This is a genomic window from Streptomyces rhizosphaerihabitans, assembly GCF_025399795.1.
GTDB lineage: Bacteria > Actinomycetota > Actinomycetes > Streptomycetales > Streptomycetaceae > Streptomyces > Streptomyces rhizosphaerihabitans.
The window spans coordinates 96,014-119,077 of sequence record NZ_JAODTZ010000012.1; the positions used below are offsets into that span (position 1 = coordinate 96,014).

18 protein-coding genes and 1 pseudogene are annotated in these 23,064 nt (G+C 71.6%); 11 read left to right on the forward strand and 8 right to left on the reverse strand.

The annotated features are described in order from the left end of the window. Window positions 1-78 precede the first annotated feature (78 nt). Complete coding sequence (locus N4G66_RS14675) at window positions 79-1,185, forward strand: winged helix DNA-binding domain-containing protein (RefSeq protein ID WP_261704530.1); 1,107 nt, start codon at window positions 79-81, stop codon at window positions 1,183-1,185. Between the two features lie 244 nt (window positions 1,186-1,429). Here the strand turns inward: N4G66_RS14675 and N4G66_RS14680 are convergent, their stop codons facing one another. From N4G66_RS14680 to N4G66_RS14690, 3 genes are all read right to left on the reverse strand, one after another. Beyond that, window positions 1,430-2,221: a S1 family peptidase gene (locus N4G66_RS14680; protein WP_261704531.1), complete on the reverse strand. Its 792-nt coding sequence runs from the start codon at window positions 2,219-2,221 to the stop codon at window positions 1,430-1,432. 489 nt (window positions 2,222-2,710) lie between these two features. After that, the gene (locus N4G66_RS14685) at window positions 2,711-5,560 is read right to left on the reverse strand and encodes an ATP-binding protein (RefSeq protein WP_261704532.1); all 2,850 of its coding nucleotides are present in this window, start codon (window positions 5,558-5,560) and stop codon (window positions 2,711-2,713) included. Window positions 5,561-5,711: 151 nt separating this feature from the next. After that, entirely contained in the window at window positions 5,712-6,563 is an 852-nt protein-coding gene (locus tag N4G66_RS14690) for a helix-turn-helix transcriptional regulator (protein WP_261704533.1), read from the reverse strand. 102 nt (window positions 6,564-6,665) lie between these two features. Between N4G66_RS14690 and N4G66_RS14695 the strand changes: the two genes are divergently transcribed. Further along, window positions 6,666-8,345, forward strand: a complete 1,680-nt coding sequence (locus N4G66_RS14695; RefSeq protein WP_261704534.1) for an AMP-binding protein — start codon at window positions 6,666-6,668, stop codon at window positions 8,343-8,345. Then, window positions 8,342-9,949 carry an AMP-binding protein gene (locus N4G66_RS14700; protein WP_261704535.1) on the forward strand — a complete coding sequence of 536 codons (1,608 nt, stop codon included), beginning with the start codon at window positions 8,342-8,344 and terminating at the stop codon, window positions 9,947-9,949. The genes N4G66_RS14695 and N4G66_RS14700 overlap by 4 nt, the downstream gene beginning before the upstream one ends. A gap of 122 nt (window positions 9,950-10,071) precedes the next feature. Here N4G66_RS14700 and N4G66_RS14705 read toward each other — a convergent pair. Beyond that, window positions 10,072-10,455 (reverse strand): annotated as a pseudogene (locus N4G66_RS14705) (hypothetical protein); the annotation flags it as partial. A 1,144-nt stretch (window positions 10,456-11,599) separates the two neighbouring features. Between N4G66_RS14705 and gcl the strand changes: the two are divergent. Then, entirely contained in the window at window positions 11,600-13,384 is a 1,785-nt protein-coding gene (gene gcl / locus N4G66_RS14715) for a glyoxylate carboligase (protein WP_261704536.1), read from the forward strand. Between the two features lie 98 nt (window positions 13,385-13,482). Then, window positions 13,483-14,391, forward strand: a complete 909-nt coding sequence (locus N4G66_RS14720; RefSeq protein WP_261704537.1) for an alpha/beta fold hydrolase — start codon at window positions 13,483-13,485, stop codon at window positions 14,389-14,391. Here the strand turns inward: N4G66_RS14720 and N4G66_RS14725 are convergent. The 4 genes from N4G66_RS14725 to N4G66_RS14740 all read right to left on the reverse strand — a co-directional run bounded on the left by N4G66_RS14725 (window position 14,360) and on the right by N4G66_RS14740 (window position 18,138). Further along, window positions 14,360-14,947: a TIGR04222 domain-containing membrane protein gene (locus tag N4G66_RS14725; RefSeq protein ID WP_261704538.1), complete on the reverse strand. Its 588-nt coding sequence runs from the start codon at window positions 14,945-14,947 to the stop codon at window positions 14,360-14,362. The two genes, N4G66_RS14720 and N4G66_RS14725, sit on opposite strands and share 32 nt — an antisense overlap. Before the next feature lie 236 nt (window positions 14,948-15,183). Beyond that, window positions 15,184-15,432 carry a hypothetical protein gene (locus N4G66_RS14730; RefSeq protein ID WP_261704539.1) on the reverse strand — a complete coding sequence of 83 codons (249 nt, stop codon included), beginning with the start codon at window positions 15,430-15,432 and terminating at the stop codon, window positions 15,184-15,186. A 928-nt stretch (window positions 15,433-16,360) separates the two neighbouring features. Further along, window positions 16,361-17,254 (reverse strand): 2-hydroxy-3-oxopropionate reductase, encoded by an 894-nt coding sequence (locus N4G66_RS14735; RefSeq protein WP_261704540.1) that lies wholly within the window; start codon window positions 17,252-17,254, stop codon window positions 16,361-16,363. A 44-nt stretch (window positions 17,255-17,298) separates the two neighbouring features. Continuing rightward, the gene (locus tag N4G66_RS14740; protein WP_261704541.1) at window positions 17,299-18,138 is read right to left on the reverse strand and encodes a TIM barrel protein; all 840 of its coding nucleotides are present in this window, start codon (window positions 18,136-18,138) and stop codon (window positions 17,299-17,301) included. Window positions 18,139-18,354: 216 nt separating this feature from the next. Here N4G66_RS14740 and N4G66_RS14745 point away from each other — a divergent pair, with 216 nt between their 5' ends. The 6 genes from N4G66_RS14745 (at window position 18,355) to N4G66_RS14770 (ending at window position 22,698) form a co-directional block, all read left to right on the forward strand. Further along, window positions 18,355-18,615 carry a thiamine-binding protein gene (locus N4G66_RS14745; protein WP_261704542.1) on the forward strand — a complete coding sequence of 87 codons (261 nt, stop codon included), beginning with the start codon at window positions 18,355-18,357 and terminating at the stop codon, window positions 18,613-18,615. Next, window positions 18,612-18,980, forward strand: coding sequence for a helix-turn-helix domain-containing protein (locus N4G66_RS14750; RefSeq protein WP_261704543.1), 369 nt, complete (start codon window positions 18,612-18,614; stop codon window positions 18,978-18,980). Before N4G66_RS14745 ends, N4G66_RS14750 begins: the two co-directional genes overlap by 4 nt. Before the next feature lie 189 nt (window positions 18,981-19,169). Continuing rightward, window positions 19,170-19,757: a 2-oxo-4-hydroxy-4-carboxy-5-ureidoimidazoline decarboxylase gene (gene uraD, locus N4G66_RS14755; RefSeq protein WP_261704544.1), complete on the forward strand. Its 588-nt coding sequence runs from the start codon at window positions 19,170-19,172 to the stop codon at window positions 19,755-19,757. Beyond that, a complete protein-coding gene (gene uraH / locus N4G66_RS14760) occupies window positions 19,754-20,155 on the forward strand; it encodes a hydroxyisourate hydrolase (RefSeq protein WP_261704545.1) in 402 nt (133 codons plus the stop codon). Before uraD ends, uraH begins: the two co-directional genes overlap by 4 nt. Before the next feature lie 5 nt (window positions 20,156-20,160). Further along, complete coding sequence (gene pucL / locus N4G66_RS14765; protein WP_261704546.1) at window positions 20,161-21,138, forward strand: factor-independent urate hydroxylase; 978 nt, start codon at window positions 20,161-20,163, stop codon at window positions 21,136-21,138. 183 nt (window positions 21,139-21,321) lie between these two features. Then, window positions 21,322-22,698, forward strand: a complete 1,377-nt coding sequence (locus N4G66_RS14770; RefSeq protein WP_261704547.1) for an 8-oxoguanine deaminase — start codon at window positions 21,322-21,324, stop codon at window positions 22,696-22,698. Window positions 22,699-23,064: the final 366 nt, after the last annotated feature.

The window sequence follows — 23,064 nt, forward strand, 5'->3', positions numbered from 1 at the left end:
TGGTCGGCGGCATCGGGATCGGGATCGGGTGGGAGTTGCGGACAGGGGGTGTCCGCAAACGGCGTTAGCGTGCCGGACATGACGAAGACGACCGCGACGGCCCCCGTGCTCGGGACCCGCGCCCTCAACCGCGCGACCCTCGACCGTCAGCTCCTGCTGCGCCGCTCCCCGCTGTCCGCGACGACCGCCGTCGAGCATCTCCTCGGCCTCCAGGCACAGAACGTGAAGCCGCCGTACTACGCCCTTGCCGCCCGGCTGGACGGCTTCCGGCCCGAGCAGCTGTCGGCCGCCATGGGCGCACGCGAGGTCGTCCGGATCGTCACCATGCGCTCCACCATCCACACGCACACCGCCGAGGACGTCCTCACCCTGCGTCCGCTGGTGCAGGCCGCCCGCGACCGGGAGCTGGGCCAGTTCCGCAAGGGACTCGTCGGCGTCGATCTGGAGCGGCTCGCCACGATCAGCCGTGAGCTGGTGGAGACCGAGCCGCGCACCATGAAGCAGCTGCGCGAGGCGCTGCTCGCAAAGTGGCCGGACGCCGACCCGTTCGCCCTGTCCGTCGCGGCCCGCTGCACCCTGCCGCTCGTCCAGGTCACCCCGCGCGGTCTGTGGGGCCGCAGCGGTCAGGTCGCCCTCACCACCGCCGAGCACTGGCTGGGCCGCTCCGCGGAGCCGGCCCCGGCACCCGACGCGACCGTGCTGCGCTATCTCACCGCCTTCGGCCCCGCCTCGGTCAAGGACATGCAGACCTGGGCCGGTCTGACCCGGCTCCGTGAGGTCTTCGAGCGGCTCCGGCCCAGCTTGACGACGTTCCGTGACGAGAGCGGCGTGGAACTCTTCGACCTTCCCGGCGCGTCCCGGCCCGACGCCGACACCCCTGCCCCGCCGCGCTTCCTGCCCGAGTTCGACAATCTGCTGCTGTCCCACGCCGACCGCTCCCGGGTCGTCCCCGCCGACCTCAAGGGGCGCACCTGGCAGGGAAATCAGGCCTACTGCACCCTGCTCGTCGACGGCTTCCTGTCCGGCCTGTGGAAGCTGGAGGAGGGCGCGCTCGTCGTCGAGCCCTTCGGCAGGCTCACGAAGGCGCAGCGGGACGAGGTCACGGCGGAGGGGGAGCGGATGCTCGCGACGATGCACGAGGGGGAGGGGCACGACGTCCGGTTCGGCACGGTCGCACGGCCCTGAGGCCTCGTCGCGGTGTGCGACATCAAGTGGGTCGACCTGAGGTGCCGGCGGACGGTTGGGGGGCTGCGGGGAAGCAGCCGTCCGCCGGCAAGTGCGAGGGCCACCGAAGTCGAGGCCGAGGGGGAGAACGGACTGGCGACCCAGGACCTGTCCTTAAGTGGATGAGGGGCGTTGCGGGCCGCTCGTGGAGGCTCGCAACGCCCCTCGGCTTTTACCTGAGGGGTACTCAGGAGATCATCGATTACTACGAGTTGACCTGTGTGGTCACCAGGCTGGAGAACGTCGTCAGGCGGGTGTAGACACCCGGGTAGCCGGCCTCGGCGCAGCCTTCGCCCCAGGAGGTGATGCCGGCCAGCACACCGCCGATGAGCAGCGGGCCGCCGCTGTCGCCCTGGCAGGTGTCGACGCCGCCGGCGGTGTAACCGGCGCAGACCATGTCGGAGGCCACGTAGTCGGAGCCGTACGAGCTCGCACAGCTGGAGTTGGACACGATCGGTACGGTCGCGGTGCGCAGTTGGTTGGAGGAGCTGCCGTTCTCCGAGGTGGTGCCCCAGCCGACGATGCGGGCCGTGGTGCCGGTCGCGTACAGGCCGGTGTCCGAGGAGGCGACGTACTTCGCCGGGGTGTACGACATCGACGTCGACAGGGTCAGTACGGCCACGTCGTCGCCGTTGGTGGCGTCCGTGTAGCCGGGGTTGATCCAGATCTTGCTGACCTTGCTGACGGTGCCGTTCGTGCCGTTGAGGTAGGTCCTGCCGCCCACCACGCGGATGCTGCCGGTGGTCTCGCCGGACATGCAGTGGGCGGCGGTCACGACCTTGTTGGCGGCGACGAGGGTGCCGCCGCAGAACTGGTTCTGCGAGGCGTCGGTGATCTGCATCATGAACGGGTACGCGGTCGTCGTGGTCGTCGTGCCGCCGACGATGGGCTGGGGCGCGGCTGCGGCGGAGGGGGCGCCGAGCAGCGTGGTCGCGGCGGCTGCGGCGGTCGCCGCACAGACGGCGGCGGTCTTTTTGACGCGGTTGAGCCCGAACATCGGTCTCCTTGAAAGTTGCCGGTGGGGGGACGCGCGGGTGTGGGGGGTGAGTCACGACGCCTCTGGGTGGGGTGTCGTGTGCCCGAGCGAGCGGCACGGCCACACGCTAGGGCGTGGGACCGCTCCCTCTCTATGAGGGAACCCCCTAGTGGAGATGGGGGAGGGAAAACCCTTGCCCGGGGCGAGCGGTGTTTGACGCGGGCGCCGTCCGGTTGGTCCCGGCCCGGGAGCCTCGCCCGTCTGACGCCCGTTCACCCGAAGGAGTCACCCAGGAGCTCTACCGCCCTGGCCCGGAGCTCTACCGTTCCAGTCCGCAGTGTCACCGTTCCGGCCCGCAGTCTCACCGGTCCGGCCCCTTCCCGCCGGAGGCCCCGTCACCGTCTCGCTCGCGGCCTCAGCGGTCCGCCGGCCTCCCACCAGGGGCTGTGCCATGGCTCCGGCCGCCGGTCCAGCCGAGTCGGCCGTTTTCCGCCCTGGCCACCGCAGGCCTCAGTCGGGCCTGCGTTCCGCCGCCAGCCGCACGATGTCCACCCGTGACCGTATTCCCAGTTTCCGGTACACCCGGGTGAGGGTGGCCTCCACGGTCTTCACGCTGATGAACAGGCGCGCGGCGATCTCGCGGTTGGTGGCGCCCTCCATGACGAGGGCGGCGACCTGGCGCTCGGTCGCCGCGAGGGTGTTGAGGGCGGCGGAGGCGAGGGGCGGAGCGACCGGAGGGGGCGCGGACGCCGTCTCCACCTGACGGAGCCAGGGCAGCGCACGGCACCGGCGGAACAGACGGGCGGCTTCGTCGTAGGACGTGGGTCCCGGGACGGGGGTCCCCCCTGCCCTGGCGGAGCCGAGAGCTTGGGGGAGGGTGCGCAGACCGGCGAGGGCGTACGCGGCGCGGGCCTCCTCAAGGCCGTAGCCCAGCTTGCCGAGGCGGTCCTGCGCTGACGCCAACTGGCGTTCCGCGGGCCCCTGTTCGCCGCGCGCGGCCCGGACCAGGGCCTCGGCGCGGTCGAGCACGGCGAGCACGCTCTCGCGCTCCAGCCGCAGCGCGCGCCGGCGGGTCACGTCGATGACGTCCTGTGCTTCCGCGGTCTCCCCGATCCTGACCAGGGCCTCGGCGAGGTCGCCGTGCCAGCGGCCGCGGGCGGGGTCGATGACACCGAGCCCCTCCTCCAACTCCCGGACCCGGCGCAGGGAGTGGACCGCGGCGGACGCGTCCCCGGCGACCAGCTGGGCGTGCCCGAGGGCGCCCAGGGCGCGCGAGAGATAGACCAGGTCGCCGTCCTCCTCGGCGCGGTCCACCGCCTCGTGGGCGAGGGCGAGCGCCCGGTCCACGTCACCGCCCGCCGCCTCGGTGAGTGAGGTGAGCATGGCGGTGGCCGCCTCGCCGATGCCGGTGTCACGGGCCAGCCTGAGGCTCTCCCGGGCCAGGTCCAGGGCGCGGCCGCAGTGCCCTGAGCGCAGTTCGGTCTCGGCGAGGCCGCGCAGGAAGTGCAGTTCGCTCTCGACCATGCCGCGCCGCTGGACCTCGCGCAGCAGTGCGGTGATGGCCGTACGGGCCTCGGCGAGCCGGTCGCCCATGACGAGCCAGCGGAAGCGGGCGGCACCGGCGCCGTTGTGGTCGCAGGCGACCCGGGGGTCCTGCGGCTCGCGCATGGCCCGCTGGATGGTCGACGGTGCGTCCGGATGCCCCATCAGGGTCTCCATCTGCGCCTGGAAGCCGAGCGCGAGGAGTTCGGTGCGCCGGTCCCCGGCGCGTGCCGCGAGCCGTGCGGCCCGGGCGGCCTCCTCGCGTGCCTTGGTCATCTCGCCGTCCATGAGCAGGGCACGCCAGGCGAGTTGGTAGCGGACGAGGGCGAGCAGGCCGGGGTCGTCGCCCGCGTCGGCGAGCGCCTGCGGGAAGACGGCGTCGATCTCGGACATGGCCTGTCCGGCGGCGTCGACGACGACCATCCAGGCCCGGACCCGGTCGGCGGGGGCGGTGGCCCGGGACAGCACCTGGCGCGCGATGTCCCGCGCGAGGTCCGTCTCCCCTGCCGTCAGCGCGTCCTCGGCCGCCTGCAGGCGCCGTTCGTCCGGGCCCGGCCGGATGTCGGCCGGGGTGTGCCGGGCGGCGAGCAGCCCGAGCCCGACGGCGACGGAGGGGGCGCCGCGGTCACGGGCGGCGGTCGCCGCCTCGCCGAGCCGGGCGGCGACCGCGGGGTCCGTGCCGGTGGTGGCCAGCGCGAGGTGCCGGGCCCGCTCGATGGGATCGGAGGCCGCGCGGGACAGGGCGGCGTGCGCGGCGCGCCGCTCCTGGGCGTCGGCCTCCGCGTACAGGGCGGCCGAGACGAGGGGGTGCGCGAAGCGGATGCCGGGTGTCTCGCGTTCGGTGGCCAGGAGTCCGAGGGCGGTGGCCGAGGCCGTCTCCGCCTCGGCGTTCTCCCGGCCCGCGGCGTGCAGCAGGGCGAGTGTCGGGCGGGCTCCCGCGCTCACCACCAGCAGGGTGCGGCGGGCCTCGGCGGACAGCATGTCCAGACGGCTGAGGACGAGCGCGCGCAGTGACGTCGGCACGGGGAGCGGCTCGCCGGGGGACGGCCGGGTCGGGGACTCGGCGAGGGCGCGGCCCAGCTCCAGGGCGAAGAGCGGGTTGCCGCCGCTGGTGCGGTGGATGTCGCGCACGGTGGAGCGGGGCAGACCGGTGTAGCCGCGCTGTCCGAGGAGTTCGGCCACCTGGGTGCGGGCCAGCGGGGCGACCCGCAGGGCCAGGGTCTCCGGCGGGGACGCGCGTAGAAAGCGGTCGTGGTCCTGTGCCTGCGGCTCGGTCTCCGTACGGACCGCGCAGAGCATGCGGACCGGCGTGCCGCCGAGCCTGCGGGCGGCGAATCCGAGCAGCTCGGCGCTGGCCGGGTCGAGCCACTGCAGGTCGTCGGCGACGATCAGCACCGGGCCCTGGGCGGCCAGGGCGCGGAACGCCGACAGCACCGCGAGCCGCAGCGCGAGACCGTCGCGCTGGAGGGTGGATTCGCCGCGGCCGGTGAGCGCGGATTCCAGGGCGGTGCGCTGTGGCGCGGGCAGCCGGTCGGCGATCTCGTCGACGACCAGACCGAGGAGGTCGGCCAGCGCGAGGAAGGGGAGATGGGATTCGGACTCGGTGGCCGAGCACCGCAGGACGGTGCGGGCCGATTCGGCGCATTCGGCGGCCAACGCCCGCAGGACGGTCGACTTTCCAATTCCCGCCGGCCCGTGCACGAGCACACTGCCGCCGCCGGAGAGCTGCTCACGAGCCCCCGCGAAGAGTTCCTCCCGGCCGATGACCAGGTCGGGGCGCGGTCTCGCAGGTTCCTTGAAGTCCCCTCGCACGGTCACCGCTCCCCTCGTGTGTCGTGTCCTGGCCAATATTAGGCAATGTCTCTTTGAATTTCGGACAGTCTGGGTGGTGAGGGAAATAACAGATGTCGCGCATAAGTCATTTCACGGTCCGGCCGATTGAATGGGGAGCGCCAGAACGGGTGGTCCGCTAGGGCAGCACACCGGCCCGGCGCGCCGCGACGACCGCCTCCAGGCGGGTGCGCGCGCCCAGCCTGCGCATCGCCGAGCGCAGATACCCCTTGACCGTCTCCGGCCGGAGCCCGAGCCGTTCGGCGGCGGCCGCGTTGGTCGCGCCGGCCGCGACACAGGCGAGGACGTCCACCTCGCGCGGAGCGAGTCCGACCTCGCGCGGCGCCCCCGCGGACGGTGCCGCCGCGTCGGCCAACCGGCCGCACACGGAGAGGAGTTCGGCGCGCAGTTCCGGGTCGGCGATCCGTGGGGCGAGTGCCCGCAGCGTCCCGTGCGCCTCGCGGACCTCCTCCCATGCCGCGCCTCCCGTGACTCCCGCCGCCGGACCGGGTTCACGGACGACACCGAGCAGATCACGCGCCTGGTCCCGGACGACCAGCGCCTGCTCCACGTCCCGGGCCGCCGCCACGGCCGCTCCCAGCGTGCGGTCGCCCAGGGGCTGGGCCGTCCGCAGAGCGCCGTACAGCACCCCGCGCACCCGGCGCCGTACGACAACGGGAACCGCGAGGACCGAACACAGCCCCTCCGTGGCCACCGCCGTGTCGTACTCGTGGCTGATCTTCCGGGAGGCCGAGTAGTCGCTCACCGCGCAGGGCCGGGCGAGGGCGACCGCCTTGCCGCCCAGGCCGTTGCCCGAGGAGACCGCGAGCGCGCTCAGCGCGGGCGTCGCCGTACCGCTCAGCTCACTGATGCGCACCAGGCGGCCGCCGGAGTCCACCAGGCCGCCGAAGGCGACCGGCAGCCCCGTGGCACGGCGCAGCCGCACCAGCGCGGCGCGCACTTCCACCGACTCGGCCGTGTCTGCTGCCACCGGCTCTCCCCTTCATCGCGGCGCACCCCCCGTTCGGGGGTGGTGAGACCTGCAACACGGAATACACGATGGTAGGCGGCGGTCCGGCAACGAGGAGGACACATGACGGCGACAACGGGCAGGGCGGACGAGTTCCGCACCGCACGGGACTTCCTGCTGGAGCACCGCGCGGACTACACCACGGCCTACGAGGGCTTCAGCTGGCCCCGCCCGGAGCACTTCAACTGGGCCCTCGACTGGTTCGACGCCATCGCGCGGGACAACGACCGCACCGCCCTGCACATCGTGGAGGAGGACGGCGAGCGTGTCGAGGTCTCCTTCGCCGCGATGTCCGAGCGCTCCGACCGGGTGGCCAACTGGCTGCGCGACCGGGGAGTGCGGGCCGAGGACCGCATCCTCGTCATGCTCGGCAACCAGGTCGAGCTGTGGGAGACGGCCCTCGCCGCGATGAAACTGCGCGCGGTCGTCATCCCGGCCACCCCGCTGCTCGGCCCCGTCGACCTGGCCGACCGGGTCGAACGCGGCCGGGTGCGGCACGTCGTCGTCCGGGCCGAGGACACCGCGAAGTTCGACGCGGTACCCGGCCGCTACACCCGTATCGCGGTCGGCGGCACCCGGCCCGGCTGGCAGGCGTACGAGGAGACGGCCGCCGCCGACGCCGCCTTCGAGCCGGACGGCCCCACGCACGCGGACGACCCCCTGATGCTCTACTTCACCTCGGGCACCACAGCCCGGCCCAAGCTGGTGGAGCACACCCACGCCTCGTACCCGATCGGCCACCTGACCACCATGTACTGGATCGGGCTCCAGCCCGGGGACGTCCATCTGAACATCTCCTCACCCGGCTGGGCCAAGCACGCCTGGTCCAATCTCTTCGCGCCGTGGAACGCGGAGGCGACCGTCTTCCTCTACAACTACACCCGCTTCGACGCGGGCCGCCTGATGGCCGAGATGGACCGGGCCGGCGTCACCACCTTCTGCGCCCCGCCGACCGTGTGGCGCATGCTCATCCAGGCCGATCTGAGCCTGCTGCGGACCCCGCCGCGCGAGGTCGTCGCCGCGGGCGAGCCGCTGAACCCCGAGGTCATCGAGCAGGTCCGGCACGCCTGGGGCGTCACCATCCGGGACGGCTTCGGGCAGACGGAGACCGCCGTCCAGGTGTCCAACAGCCCCGGCCAGCCGCTCAAGACCGGCTCCATGGGCCGGCCCAGCCCCGGCTTCCGCGTCGAGCTGCTCGACCCGGTCTCGGGCGCGCCCGGCGCGACGGAGGGCGAGATCTCCCTCGACCTGTCCGAGCACCCCGTGGGCCTGATGACCGGATACCACGGCGACCCCGACCGTACGGCGGAGGCGATGGCGGGCGGCTACTACCGCACCGGGGACATCGGCTCGCGCGACGCGGACGGCTACATCACCTATGTCGGCCGTGCCGACGACGTGTTCAAGGCCTCCGACTACAAGATCTCGCCCTTCGAGCTGGAGAGCGCGCTCCTGGAGCACGAGGCGGTCGCCGAGGCCGCCGTGGTCCCGGCCCCCGATGAGCTGCGCCTCGCCGTACCGAAGGCGTACATCGTCCTCGCGGCCGGGTACGAGCCGGGCCCCGACACCGCCAAGGTGCTCTTCGAGCACGCGCGTTCGGTCCTGGCGCCGTACAAGCGCATCCGCCGTCTGGAGTTCGGCGAACTTCCCAAGACCGTCTCCGGCAAGATCCGCCGGATCGAGCTGCGCGAGGCCACGGCCGCCGGCTCGGACGCCGAGTACCGCGAGGAGGACTTCCGGTGAGTGAACTGTCGTACGCGCACGGAACGAGCGGCACGGCGCTGCTCGGCGACACCATCGGGGCCAACCTCGACCGGGCGGTCGCGGCCTGGCCGGACCGCGAGGCGCTCGTCGACGTGCCGTCCGGGAGGCGCTGGACGTACGCCCGATTCGGCGCGGACGTCGACCGGTTGGCGTACGCGCTGCTCGCCAGTGGCATCGCCAAGGGCGACCGGGTGGGCATCTGGGCGGTCAACTGCCCGGAGTGGGTACTCGTCCAGTACGCCACCGCCCGCATCGGCGCGATCATGGTGAACATCAATCCGGCCTACCGCACCCACGAGGTCGAGTACGTCCTCAACCAGGCCGGGATCTCGCTGCTGTTCGCCTCCCTCAGCCACAAGGGCAGCGACTACCGGGCGATGGTCGAGGAAGTGCGCCGCAGGTGCCCGCAGTTGCGGGAGACCGTGTACATCGGCGACCCGGGCTGGGACACGCTGGTGAGGCGCGGAACCCCTGACCGGCACGAGGAGTTCCAGGTCCGCGGGAGCGAGCTGTCCTGCGACGACCCCATCAACATCCAGTACACCTCGGGCACGACGGGCTTCCCCAAGGGGGCCACGCTCTCCCACCACAACATCCTCAACAACGGTTACTTCGTGGGTGGGTTGATCGCCTACTCCGAGCAGGACCGGGTCTGCATCCCCGTGCCCTTCTATCACTGCTTCGGCATGGTGATGGGGAATCTGGCCGCCACCTCGCACGGCGCGTGCATGGTCATCCCCGCGCCGTCGTTCGACCCGGCGGCGACACTGAACGCCGTGCAGCAGGAGCGGTGCACATCGCTCTACGGCGTACCCACCATGTTCATCGCGGAGTTGAACCTCCCCGACTTCGGCGCGTACGACCTGTCCACCCTGCGCACCGGCATCATGGCGGGCTCGCCCTGCCCGGTCGAGGTGATGAAGCGGGTGGTCGCCGAGATGCACATGGAGGAGGTCTCCATCTGCTACGGCATGACGGAGACCTCGCCCGTCTCGCTCCAGACCCGCCGGGACGACGACCTGGAACATCGCACGGGCACGGTCGGCCGGGTGCTCCCGCACCTGGAGGTGAAGGTTGTCGACCCGGTGGACGGGGTGACGCAACCCCGCGGCACCGCAGGAGAGTTGTGCACCCGTGGCTACAGCGTGATGCTCGGCTACTGGAACGAGCCGGAGAAGACCGCCGAGGCCGTCGACGCGGGGCGCTGGATGCACACGGGCGACCTCGCCGTGATGCGGGAGGACGGGTACGTCGAGATCGTCGGCCGCATCAAGGACATGATCATCCGGGGCGGCGAGAACATCTATCCGCGCGAGATCGAGGAGTTCCTGTACGCGCACCCGAAGATCGCCGACGTCCAGGTGGTAGGCATCCCTCACGAGCGCTACGGCGAGGAAGTGCTCGCCTGTGTCATCCCGCGCGATCCGGCCGACCCCCTCACCCTGGACGAACTGCGCGACTACTGCGAGGGCCGGCTGGCGCACTACAAGATCCCCAGTCGGCTGCGCGTCCTGGAGACCTTCCCGATGACGGTCTCGGGGAAGGTACGGAAGATCGAACTGCGGGAGACGTACGCGGAGTAGGCGCCAGGGATGCAGGTGCAGGTGCAGGTGCAGGTGCAGGTACAGGTACCTGCACCCGCGCTCGTGCCCCTGCCTTTGGTTTTGCCCCTGCCTGTGCCCGCGTCGGTACTTTTGCCCGGTGATCAGCCCGTGACGGCGATGAGTTCGTCGGCCGGGCTGTTCACCGGCTGCGGGGTGCCCGTGAGGTCCAGGACGAAGAGGGGGACGCCGAGGGTGTCGGCACGGGAGCGGGCGTCGTCGGCGTACCCCGCCAGGGAGAAGAACACGCAGTCCGCCGACTCCGTCATGGCGGTCAGCCACAGACACTCCACATCGCGCAGCGAGGCCGGCCGCACGGTGGGGTCCACCTGGGCCAGGATGCCGCGCGCGGCGAGCCCGATCCCGGACGGGGGCCGCTGGTCCGCGCGCCGGATGTCGCGATAGCCGAGCCAGCCCAGATAGAGCGCGGCGGCGGTGACGGCGTCGCGTGCGGTACGGATGGTGACCGGCTGGAACGCCGGTCGGCGCTCGGGGGAGCCGTCGCGCCCGCGCCCTCCGACGCCCCGGTCCGCGCGGGCCCCGGCACCCCGGTCCGGGGTCCGGGCCTGCGCGGTGCCCCGGCGTGAGCCGACGTCGGTGTCCTGGTCCCGGTCCTCGCCCTGGGCGGCGCCTTGGGGTGCGCGAGGTTTGGTGTCCGGGTCCCGGTCCGCGCCCCGGGAGGTGCGCCGAGGCGCTCGGGGTTCGGCGTCCCGGTCCTCGCCGCGGCCGGTCCCGCGAGGTGAGCCGACCCCGGTGTCCTGGTCCCGGTCCTCGCTCCTGCCGGTGCCCTGAGGCGCGCCGGGTTCGGTGTCCTGGTCCGAAGTCTGGGGCCGGGCGGTGTCCTGGGGTGTGCCGATTCCGGCGGCTCTGCCTTGTACCTGTTCCTCGTCCCTGTCGTTGTCCGGGACCGTGCCAGGGCCGGGGGCTCGATGGCCGCTTCCGGACCCGTCCGGGGTGCTGCCCCGACGGTCGGCTTCGCCGCCGTCGGGAGGGCCGCCCGCTTCCGCGCTCCGTCGACCGCCCTCGTCGCCCGGCACCGATGCGTCGGTGCCGGCGCGTCGCATGGTGTCGGCCGTGCCGGGCGCGGCCTCCGCGCGCGGAGGCCGGCCGACGGCTCGCTCCTCTCGTACCCCGCGGAGCGGAATCCGCAGCGTCGTTCCGCAGGGGCAGCCCAGTTCCGGGTGCGGCCACTGGCTCTCGCGGCCGCAGGCGTCGCAGTGGACCGCGGTCCATTCGTCGTCCCACGCCCGGTGGGTGACGGGGACCGGCTCCGCGAGGCGGTCGAGCGGCGCCGTCACGGGTGCTCCGCACACGCATGGATACGACGGGGCCGCGTAAAGGTGCTCGCGGCGGCAGGCCGGGCAACGCACCGGCACGCTCTCGGCCATGGACCGCTCCAGGAACTCACGTCGGGTCAGCGCGTCCATCGTCCTCCTGCCGGGCGGCGTCCGGCAGCGAAACGCCGCGACGCGCACCAGGCCGGTCCGCAGCGCCGCCCACTCTTGACGCTCCTTGCCCCTACGCCTACATTGCTTCCAGATAGTAGAAGTTAGTTTCCGCAATACGGAATAAGTGACTCTCCGCGGGGCGCGACGGGAGCTGCGAATCCGACAGCCGAAGCAGGAGTACTCCATGGCTCGTATGACCGCTGCCCGCGCGGCAGTCGAGATCCTCAAGCGCGAGGGCGTGACCGACACGTTCGGCGTCCCCGGTGCGGCGATCAATCCCTTCTACGCGGCGCTCAAGGCGTCCGGCGGGATCGGTCACACCCTCGCCCGCCATGTCGAGGGTGCCTCGCACATGGCGGAGGGCTACACCCGCACCCACCCGGGCAACATCGGTGTCTGCATCGGCACTTCGGGCCCCGCCGGCACCGACATGATCACCGGCCTCTACTCCGCGACCGGCGACTCGATCCCGATCCTGTGCGTCACCGGCCAGGCGCCGACCTCGGTGATCCACAAGGAGGACTTCCAGGCCGTCGACATCGCCTCGATCGCGGGGCCCGTGACGAAGATGGCCGTCACCGTGCTGGAGGCCGCGCAGGTTCCCGGCGTCTTCCAGCAGGCCTTCCACCTCATGCGCTCAGGGCGCCCCGGGCCCGTCCTCATCGACCTGCCCATCGACGTCCAGCTCACCGAGATCGAGTTCGACCCCGACACGTACGAGCCGCTCCAGGCGTACAAGCCCGCCGCGACCCGCGCCCAGATCGAGAAGGCGATCGGGCTGCTGAACGCGTCGAAGCGTCCGCTGATCGTGGCCGGCGGCGGCGTCATCAACGCCGACGCCGCCGAACTCCTCGTCGAGTTCGCCGAGTTGACGGGAATCCCGGTCGTCCCGACGCTCATGGGCTGGGGCGTGCTGCCCGACGACCACGAGCTCAACGCCGGCATGGTGGGCCTGCAGACCTCGCACCGCTACGGCAACGCGACCTTCCTGGAGTCCGACTTCGTCCTCGGCATCGGCAACCGCTGGGCCAACCGCCACACCGGCAGCCTGGATGTCTACACCGCCGGACGGAAGTTCGTGCACGTCGACATCGAGCCCACCCAGCTCGGCAGGATCTTCGCCCCGGACTTCGGCATCGCCTCCGACGCCAAGGCCGCCCTGGAGCTCTTCGTCGAGGTGGCAAGGGAGCTGAAGGCCGCGGGCAGCCTGCCCGACCGTTCCGCGTGGGCCGCCTCGGCGCAGGAGAAGCGGGCCACGCTCCAGCGCCGGACGCACTTCGACGACATCCCGATCAAGCCGCAGCGCGTGTACGAGGAGATGAACAAGGCCTTCGGTCCGGAGACCCGGTACGTCACCACCATCGGCCTCTCGCAGATCGCGGGTGCCCAGATGCTGCACGTCTACCGGCCGCGCCACTGGATCAACTGCGGCCAGGCGGGCCCGCTCGGCTGGACCATACCGGCCGCGCTCGGCGTCGCCAAGGCCGACCCCGACGCGCAGGTCGTCGCCCTCTCCGGCGACTACGACTTCCAGTTCATGATCGAGGAACTGGCCGTCGGCGCCCAGCACCGGATCCCGTACGTCCATGTCCTGGTGAACAACGCCTACTTGGGCCTGATCCGGCAGGCGCAGATCGGACTGGACATCAACTTCCAGGTCAACCTGGAGTTCGAGAACATCAACTCCCCGGAACTCGGCGTCTACGGCGTCGATCACGTCAAGGTCGTCGAGGGCCTCGGCTGCAAGGCGATCCGCGTCACCGACCCGGGCGAACTCGGCGCCGCCTTCGAGCGGGCCAAGAAGCTCGCGGCCGAGTTCCAGGTCCCGGTCGTTGTCGAGGCGATCCTGGAGCGTGTCACCAACATCGCCATGAGCAGGACGAACGACATCGGAAACGTCGTGGAGTTCGAGGAGATCGCCACCGAGCCGGGCCACGCGCCCACCTCGATCAGGACGCTGAAGGTGTGACGCGGGCGCTCGTCCGCTCGCGAGGGCGGCCCACCCCAAATGACGGGCCGCCCTCGCGCGTTGTTCACAGGGACGGGCGGGTCCGGCATGCTCGCCCCATGCGGATGACCGTCCCCACCCCCCTCGGCGACATCGCCGTACGCTGCCGTCCCCCGTTTCCCGGTGCACGCCCGGAGGGAACCTCCGTCCCGCCCGACGCCCCCGCGCTGCTGCTTCTGCACGCCAACCCCGGGGACGGCCGTGACTTCGACGCCGTGCTGCCCGCCCTCGCCGACCGGTACCGCACCTTTGTCGTGGACTGGCCCGGGTACGGCGACTCCACCGCGCCGGAACCCGGGCGGGTCACTCCCGAAGGGCTGGTGGAGGTCGCCGAGCGGGTGATCGACGCGCTCGCGGAGGAGCAGGGTGTGCGGGAGGTCGCCGTGCTCGGCAACAGCGTCGGCGGCTATGTCGCCTGCCGCCTCGCCGAGGGCCCCCGCGCCGCGTCGGTCACCGCGCTCGTCCTGGTCGACCCCGCGGGCTTCACCCGGCAGACCGCGCTCACCCGCTGGTTCTGCCGTGAGGTGATGGGCCGCCCCGCCCGCGCCCGCCGGCTGGTCGTCCCGCTGGCCCGCGCCTATCTGGGCCGGCTGGGCACGCCGAGCGCGCGGGAGACGTACGCCCGTGTCCGTCAACTGCCCCACGACGAGCGGAGACTGGCGGTGCACTGCGCGCTGTGGCGCGGTCTCGCCGACCCGGGATTCGGCCTCGCGGACCCGGCCGCCCTCGGCCTGCCGATCCTGCTCTTGTGGGGCAGCCGTGACCCGGTCGTCCCCGCGTTCCTCGACGGCCGGCGTGCCCGGCGCGAGCTCCCCGCGGGGACGTCGAGCGTCCGGCTGCCCACGGCACACGAGCCGTACAACGAACGCCCGGGTCTCTTCCTCCGGCATGTCCTGCCGTTCCTGGAGAATCCGCGGGCGGTCACCGCACGGAGTGTCAAGCCCCCCAGCCGCCCGCGCAGCCGGTGAAGCCATCGCCCCCCACGTCGCCGCTCCGGGGCAGCCCGCGCTCCTCCCGGCCGCCGCGCCCCTTCAGGCCGGCAGCCTCGGTGAAGCGCGGCACCAGCACGGTCAGGGCGGCGTCGCCGTACAGGGCGACCGCGAGCAGGACATCGGCCGTGGACAGGCCCTCCGGTCCGGTGGGAGGCGGGACCGCGGCACGAAGCTCCCGGAGGACACGCCGGGCGGCGCGCGTCCGGCGCGGGGGCAGGCGGCGCAGCAGTCCGGCCGCTGCGGCCTCGCCGCGCAGCTCCGCCAGCGCCCGTCGCACGCGCGGCCGGTCCATCAACTCCCGCATTCCCGCCGGGAGATAGAGCGAGCCGCGCACGGCCCTCTCCAGGGAGAGCCCTGGTACGAAGGACGTCCCCGGGGCCGGGGTCGAGGTCCGTATCGTGACCGGCGGGCCCGGGACCACCGCGCCCCTCAGATGCAGGGCGACCACGGCGACCTTCACGGCCGCGCGGGGCCCGCCACGCAGCAGCGCGACGGTCAAAGGCCCAGGCCCGACCGCCGCGCTCCCGCTCATGGTGCTTCCCCCGTGCCCCCGTTACCCCCGTTCGGGACCCGCCGCCCCCGTGCCGGCGGGCCCCGTGTGCCGAGAATGTGCCTCATCCGGCGTGAGGTGAAGCCCCTGGGGCGGTGTTCAGAGGTTGATTTGAGGGTTCCGTAGGCGCTCTACGCCCGCTTGAGTACGTTCGGAGTCTGTTTGTCGCCCGTTTCGGCTCGCGGTTGGGGTCCGGTGTCGGCCGGTGCCCGGGGTCCTCATCCGTTCGAGTGGTCCGAGTGGTCCGAATGCTCCGAGAGGCCCGGCCAGTCGTCCGGACCACCGCCCTGCCATTCGATGATGTCGCTCTCCTCGACCTCGATCGCGTCGAGGTCGACGTCCGCCTGGCGCAGGATCTCGACCACGTCGTCGAGGTGGTACGCCATGCCGAGAACCCGGTCGCCCTCGGTCACCCGTCGCGACCCGTCCAGCGCCGGTGTGTGCACCACGATCCTGGGAAAATCCATGCCGTCAGCCTCCATGCTCCCAGGCTGCTGCGCGCGGCCGGAATCCGCACCCGGAGTCCGGCTCGTCGTGCTGAGGGGTTGTGGCCGTCCGACGGCGCGAGGCTGGGCGCGACAGTACGTTCGCGCCGCCGGACGGGGTCTGTGGCCCTTGAGGCCGGTGGGGGCGGGCCCCGTTGGCCGGTGTGGCTGGGACCGCGGCGGATGCGACGGAACCGTGACGCCGCTTCCCTCAGGTCGAGAAGCGGGTCCCGGGACCTTCACCACCGCACTGGCTCGCATGCCGCCGCGGTCCTCGCCTCGCCCGCGGTCCTGTCGTGCGGCCACCCCTCATCCGGGCCGCTCGATCCACCGCGGGCTACGCGTACCGTTCCTGACCTCCCGTCAGGGGCGGTACGCGAGCTGGGTTCTCGGTTCGAGACCGGCCGGTCTCGGCCGGGCCGTCGTAGGAGTTGGGCTCGTGGCGGAGTTCCGGTCGTCGGAGACAGGGGCGCCGGACTCGGTCGTGGGCACGCGCTTCGACATCGTGGACCTTCCGTACGAGAGGGTGGCGGGTTCAGCGGAAAACTTCTTCCGCCATGTGGACGTGCGCCGCCTGGTGGAGCCTAGGTTCGGTGTGGACCAAACGTCAACAAGTTGTTGAAGTAGGTTCCTCGGGGCGGTCGGCTCAAGGCCGTAGGCGGTTCGTTGAGGCGGATCCGGGCCGCGGCGGCGCCTGGGCGCGACAGGACAGGTGTCAGCGCCACCGCGGCCCGGAAGTTCGAGATGCCCGGAAGTTCGAGATGCCCGGAAGTTCGAGGTGCCCGGGCAGGGCCGGCGCGGCGGGCCCTCGGCCGTGTTCAGCCCTCGGTCGAGCCGGCGGACTCGGCCATGGTTCGGCTCCAGGCCGTGGTGTCCAGGACCTGGCCGTTGTTCGGCTCCCGGCCGTGGTTCAGATCTGTGCGCCGGAGAGACGCTCGACCGCGCGCAGCAACGCGGAGTGGTCCAGGCCGCCGTCGCCCTGTGCGCGCAGGCTGGCGACCAGCTGGGCGACCACGGTGCCGACGGGCAGCGCGGCGCCCACGGTACGGGCGGCGTCCGTGACTATGCCCATGTCCTTGTGGTGCAGGTCGATGCGGAAGCCCGGCTTGAAGTCGCGGTTCAGGAAGTTGTCCTTCTTGCGGGCCAGCACGGTGGAGCCCGCGAGGCCGCCGCCGAGGACGTCGAGCGCGGCCCTGAGGTCCACGCCGGACTTCTCCAGGAAGACGACGGCCTCGGCGCACGCCTGGATGTTCACGGCGACGATCAGCTGGTTGGCCGCCTTCACGGTCTGGCCCGAGCCGTGCGGACCGCACAGCACGATGGTCCTGCCGAGCGCCTCGAAGAGGGGCTCCGCCTCGTCGAAGTCGGCCTGCTCGCCACCGACCATGATCGACAGCACGGCCTCGATCGCGCCGGCCTCACCGCCGGACACCGGGGCGTCCAGTACGCGAACGCCCTTCTCGGCGCCGGCCTTCGCGAGGTCGATCGAGGTCTGCGGGGTGATCGAGGACATGTCGACCAGCAGTGCGCCGGACCCCACGTTCTCCAGGATGCCGTCGGGGCCGTACGCGATGGCCTCGACCTGCGGGGAGGCGGGCACCATCGTGATCACCACGTCGGCGTCCCGCACGGCCTCGGCGATCGAACCGGCGGCGGTGCCGCCCGCGGCGGCCAGGCGCTCCAGCTTGTCCCGCTCCAGCGTGTAACCGGTGACGTCGTACCCGGCCTTGATCAGGTTCTCCGACATGGGTGAGCCCATGATGCCGAGACCGATCCATGCCACCTTGGGGAGGTTGTTGCTCATGGGGGTGCCTCTCTGAAATCTCTGCTGCGTCATCGGGGTGCCGCTCAGCGGGCGGCTCGGGCGTCGGCGGGCAGCCAGTCGAAGGCCTCGGCGCTCGGCCGGTCGCCCGGCTTGTACTCCAGGCCGACCCAGCCCGCGTAACCGGCCTCGGCCAGCTGGTCGAGGAGCTCCTCCAGCGGGAGGCTGCCGGTGCCCGGAGCGCCGCGGCCGGGGTTGTCGGCGATCTGCACATGGCCGGTCCGGTCGGCGTGGTCGGCGATCGCCCGCGGCAGGTCCTCGCCGTTCATGGAGAGGTGATAGAGGTCCATGAGGAACCTGGTGTTGCCGAGGCCGGTCGCCGCGTTGACCTTGTCGACGACGGCGACACCGGCTGTTGCGCTCACCAGTGGATAGCGCGGTGACTCCCGCTCGTTGAGAGTCTCGACGAGGAGGATCGCGCCGATCCGGTCGGCGGCCCGCGCCGCGAGCACCAGGTTCTCCAGCGCGAGCGCGTCCTGCTCGGCCGGGTCCACGCCCTCGACGCGGTTGCCGTACAGGGCGTTGAGCGCCGTGCAGCCCAGCGACCCGGCGAACTCGGCGGCCACGTCGATGTTGGCGCGGAACCTCTCCGACTCCTCCCCGGGGATCGACAGGGCGCCCCGGTCGGGTCCGGGCAGCTGTCCGGCGTAGAAGTTCAGCCCCGTCAGCCGGACGCCCGCGTCCTCGATCGCCTTCTTCAGGGCGTCGAGCTCGGACCGCTCGGGGCTGGGGGAGTCGACCCAGGGCCACCACAGCTCGACCGCGTTGAAGCCTGCCGCGGCGGCGGCCGCGGGGCGCTCCAGGAGCGGGAGTTCCGTGAAGAGGATCGACAGGTTGACGTTGAAGCGCTGGTCCGCGAATCCCATGGGGGTCGGCGCTCCCTTCCGTACTGGCGGCCGTGCTGTCGGCCGGGCCGGCGATTCAGGGGTATTCCGTATTGCGGAAGTTCGTTTCTGCTTAATGGAAGATTGCCGTCGTGTGTCGGAGCTTGTCAAGGGGGTGCCGACGGAAAGCCGCAGCCGTGACCCGCTCGGGCCACGGGGGGCTGCCGGGATGTCCGCGGCGCGCAGTAGGTTGAGCCCGTGCGATTGAGAGTGGAGTTCACGACCGAGCCCTTCGATCTCGACGAGGCGCCCCGGCACGCGCTGGTCGCCCGCGAGGTCATCGAGGCGGCCGAACTGGACGCCGTGGACGTCGGCCCGTTCGGCAACACGGCGGAAGGCGGCGCGGACAGCGTGCTCACCGCGGTCGACGCGCTGCTGCGCAAGGTCCTGGAGGCGGGCGCCACCCGGGTCTCGCTCCAGGTGAACGTCGTGGGCGCGGCCGGGGAGGGCGATAAGTGACCGGAATCGGGGACGACCCCTTCGTCACGGCGGTCAAGCCGCTGGTCGACGCCATGGGGGGTGAGATGCTGCCGCCCGAGCTGGCCGGTGTCGATGACGTCGTGCTGTCCTGGGAGGGTGCGGACGTCGTCGCCGTACGCCTGCCCCAGCTCGCCGACTCGCTCGACCACATTCTCGCCGCCCTGGAGCGCAAGCGGGGCAAGCCGCTCGCGGAGCTCGACCGCAAGGCCAAGCAGGAGATCGTGCGCATACTGGAAGCGCGCGGGGCCTTCTCCGTGCGGCACGGTGTGGAGACCGTGGCGAGCGCGCTCGGCGTGAGCCGGTTCACCGTCTACAACTACCTGAATCGCGAAAAGGACGCCTGACCAGCGAAAACGCGCCTCAGGGCGACAGGGTCCGCCCGCCGTCACCCGCCGCCGTCCGGAACGACCGGGCGGCGGTTTTCGGCGGCGGGGTTTTTTGTAACTCGAAGTTTTCAACAAAGTGTTGACGTGGTGTTTCCGAGGGCGTTAGCTGTCCGCAGCCCGTCCAGCACAAGGCCACGGAGGCTTCCCGTGACGTCGAGTACGACATCTGGCGGCCTGGCCCGCTTCAACGCCCTTCAGGAGCGCGCGGCCTTCGCCGTCCTCCGCGAGGCGTGCGCCTCCCGCGCGTGGGCCGAGCGGCTGCTCGCCGCCCGTCCCTACGCGACCGCCGACGACCTGTACGCCGCGAGCGACGCCGCCACGGCCGAACTCACCACGGCGGATCTGGCGGAGGCGATGGCCGGGCACCCGCCCATCGGGCGGCCGAAGCCCGGCGACCCGACCTCCTCCCGTGAGCAGCGCGGCATGGCCGGCGCCTCCGCGGAGCTCAAGGAGGAGATGCTCGAACTGAACCTGGCCTACCAGGAGAAGTTCGGCCATGTCTTCCTCATCTGCGCCACCGGCCGGACCGGCGAGCAGATGCGCGACGCGGTCAGGGAGCGGATCGGCAACCCGGCCGAGCGGGAGCGCGAGATCGTCCGCGTCGAACTGGGGAAGATCAACCGCATCCGGCTCGCCGGTCTCGTGCAGGAGGACCCCGGCGGTCTCGTACAGGGAGAGTCCGGCGGACTTGTACACGAAGAGCCCGGCGGTCCCGTACAGGAAGAAGAGGCATGAGCACCGACACCACGGCCTCCGTGTCCACCCACATCCTGGACACCAGCGTGGGCCGCCCCGCCGAGGGCGTCGCCGTCCAACTCGCCGCCCGCGCCGGGCGCGAGGGCGACTGGCGGGCGCTCGGCGGTTCCGCGACCGACGCGGACGGCCGGTGCAAGGACCTTCCGGCGCTGCCGGAGGGCACGACCCACGTGCGGCTCGACTTCGCGGTCGAGCAGTACTTCGAGTCGGATTCAGCGACACAGCAAGCCGATGCGCAGCAGGACGCCCCCGCGAATCGGGACAGCGAGACGTTCTTCCCCGAGGTGACGATCACCTTCGCCGTCAGGCCGGGCGAGCACTACCACGTACCGCTGCTGCTCAACCCGTTCGGCTACTCCGTTTACCGAGGGAGCTAGCAGACATGACCGACCCTTCCCACCGCGGCACCGACCCTTCCCACCACGGCCGCCCTGTGCTCCTGGGCCAGAACCAGTACGGCAAGGCCGAGAACCGCGTCGTCAAGATCACCCGCGACGGCGACACCCACCACATCAAGGACCTGAACGTGTCCGTCGCGCTGAGCGGCGACATGCAGGAGGTCCACCTCTCGGGCTCCAACGCGAACGTCCTGCCGACGGACACCACCAAGAACACGGTGTACGCGTTCGCCAAGGAGCACGGCATCGAGTCCGCCGAGCAGTTCGGCATCCATCTGGCCCGGCACTTCGTCACCAGCCAGGAGCCGATCAAGCGGGCGCGCATCCGCATCGAGGAGTACGCCTGGGAGCGGATCGAGGCCTCGGACGCGGGCTCCCGGGGCGTCGGCGCGGACGAGGGCAAGCACTCGTTCGTACGCAAGGGCCAGGAGACGCGCGTCACCCAGATCACCTACGACGGTGACACATGGGAGGTCGTCTCGGGCCTGAAGGACCTCGTCGTGATGAACTCGACGAACTCCGAGTTCTGGGGCTACGTCAAGGACAAGTACACGACGCTCCAGGAGGCGTACGACCGCATCCTGGCCACCCAGGTCTCCAGCCGCTGGCGCTTCAACTGGACCGGCGACGAGCAGAAGATGCCCGACTGGGACAAATCCTACGACCAGGTCAGGAAGCACATGCTCCAGGCCTTCGCGGAGACCTACTCCCTCTCGCTCCAGCAGACCCTGCACCAAATGGGCGCCAGGATCATCGACCACCGCGGCGAGATCGACGAGGTCCGCTTCTCGCTCCCGAACAAGCACCACTTCCTGGTGGACCTGACGCCGTTCGGCCTCGAGAACGACACCGCTGACGGAGCTGTCTACTTCGCGGCCGACCGTCCGTACGGGCTCATCGAGGGCACCGTCCTGCGCGACGGCTGCGAGCCCCGCATCCCGGTGGACCTCACCAACCTGTAGGACCGCACCCGGCGGTCCACCCGGACCGCCTCCGCGGTACTGCCGCTGTACCCCCGACGCGGGCGCCGGCGTCACGTCCCAGGGGAGAGCGGGGGCATCTGCGCAACCACAGCACCACGGACCCGGTCGTCACCCCGCTCGGCCCCCGGGTCCGTCCGCCAATGGGAAGAACGAGGAACCGCCGTGGCAGTCCAGCGCATCGTCATCGAGAACTGCGCCATCGCGACCGTGGACGCGGGCGACACCGAGTACGCCTCGGGCCACATCGTCGTCGCCGACAACAAAATCGAGTCGGTGGGCGCCGGAAAGGCCCCCGAGAACCTGGAGAACGTGGTCCGCCGCGTCGACGGCACCGGGCATCTGGCCACGCCCGGTCTGGTGAACACCCACCACCACTTCTACCAGTGGATCACCCGCGGCCTGGCCACGGACCACAACCTCTTCAACTGGCTCGTCGCGCTCTACCCGACCTGGGCGCGCATCGACGAGCGGATGGCCTACGCGGCCGCCCAGGGCTCCCTCGCCATGATGGCCCGCGGCGGCGTCACCACAGCCATGGACCACCACTACGTCTTCCCCAAGGGCTCCGGCGACCTGTCCGGCGCCATCATCCGGGCCGCCCGCGAGACCGGCGTCCGCTTCACCCTCGCCCGCGGCTCCATGGACCGCAGCGAGAAGGACGGCGGGCTGCCGCCGGACTTCGCCGTGGAGACTCTCGAAGGAGCGCTGGCCGCCACCGAGGCGACCGTCGACGAGCACCACGACGCCTCCTTCGACAGCATGACCCAGGTCGCCGTCGCACCCTGCTCGCCCTTCTCCGTCTCCACCGAACTCATGAAGCAGGGCGCTGAGTTGGCCCGCCGCAAGGGGGTACGGCTGCACACGCACGGTTCGGAGACCGTGGAGGAGGAGCAGTTCTGCAAGGAACTGTTCGGCATGGGTCCGACCGACTACTTCGAGTCGACCGGCTGGCTCGGCGAGGACGTGTGGATGGCGCACTGCGTCCATATGAACGACTCCGACATCGCCGCCTTCGCCCGCACGAAGACGGGTGTCGCGCACTGCCCGTCCTCCAACGCCCGGCTGGCCGCGGGCATCGCCCGGGTCCCCGACATGCTGGCGGCCGGCGTTCCGGTCGGCCTCGGCGTCGACGGCACCGCGTCGAACGAGTCCGGCGAACTCCACACCGAGCTGCGCAACGCCCTGCTCATCAACCGGCTCGGCGCTCACCGCGAGGCCGCCCTGAACGCCCGTCAGGCGCTGCGCCTGGGCACCTTCGGCGGGGCCCAGGTCCTCGGCCGCGCGAGCCAGATCGGCTCTCTGGAGGCGGGCAAGCTCGCCGACCTCGTGCTGTGGAAACTGGACACCCTGGCGCACGCCTCGATCGCCGACCCGGTGACAGCGCTCGTCTTCGGCGCCGCCGCCCCGGTCACCCTCTCTCTCGTGAACGGCAGGCCGGTCGTCGAGGACAGCCACCTGCTGCACGTCGACGAGGACGCCATCGCCCGCTCCACGCGGGACGAGGCACAGCGCCTGGCGCGGATCGCCGCGCAGGCCTGACCACCACAGAACTCCGGCGGAGGGGGACGGCCCTCGGCCGGTAGCCGTGGACCCGAGCGGGGTCCACGGCGGCCGTAGCCGGGGCGTGCATGGACGTGCGCGCCCCGGAACGGTCCCCGCCGTGCGGACGCCGTGTCCGCGCGGTGGTCATCGTCCCGGTCCCGCACGACCGCGCATCACCTCCCTGACACCCACGTCGACGGCGACGTGTACCCGACCGGAGGAGCCGCCGTGGCCGCCCAGCCCAGCACCGATGCACGACCAACCGAAACAGCCGAAGCAACCGGAATCACCGGACCGGCCGAAGCAACCGGATCGACCGAAGCAACCGGATCGGCCGGATCGACCGAAGCAAGTGGAACCACC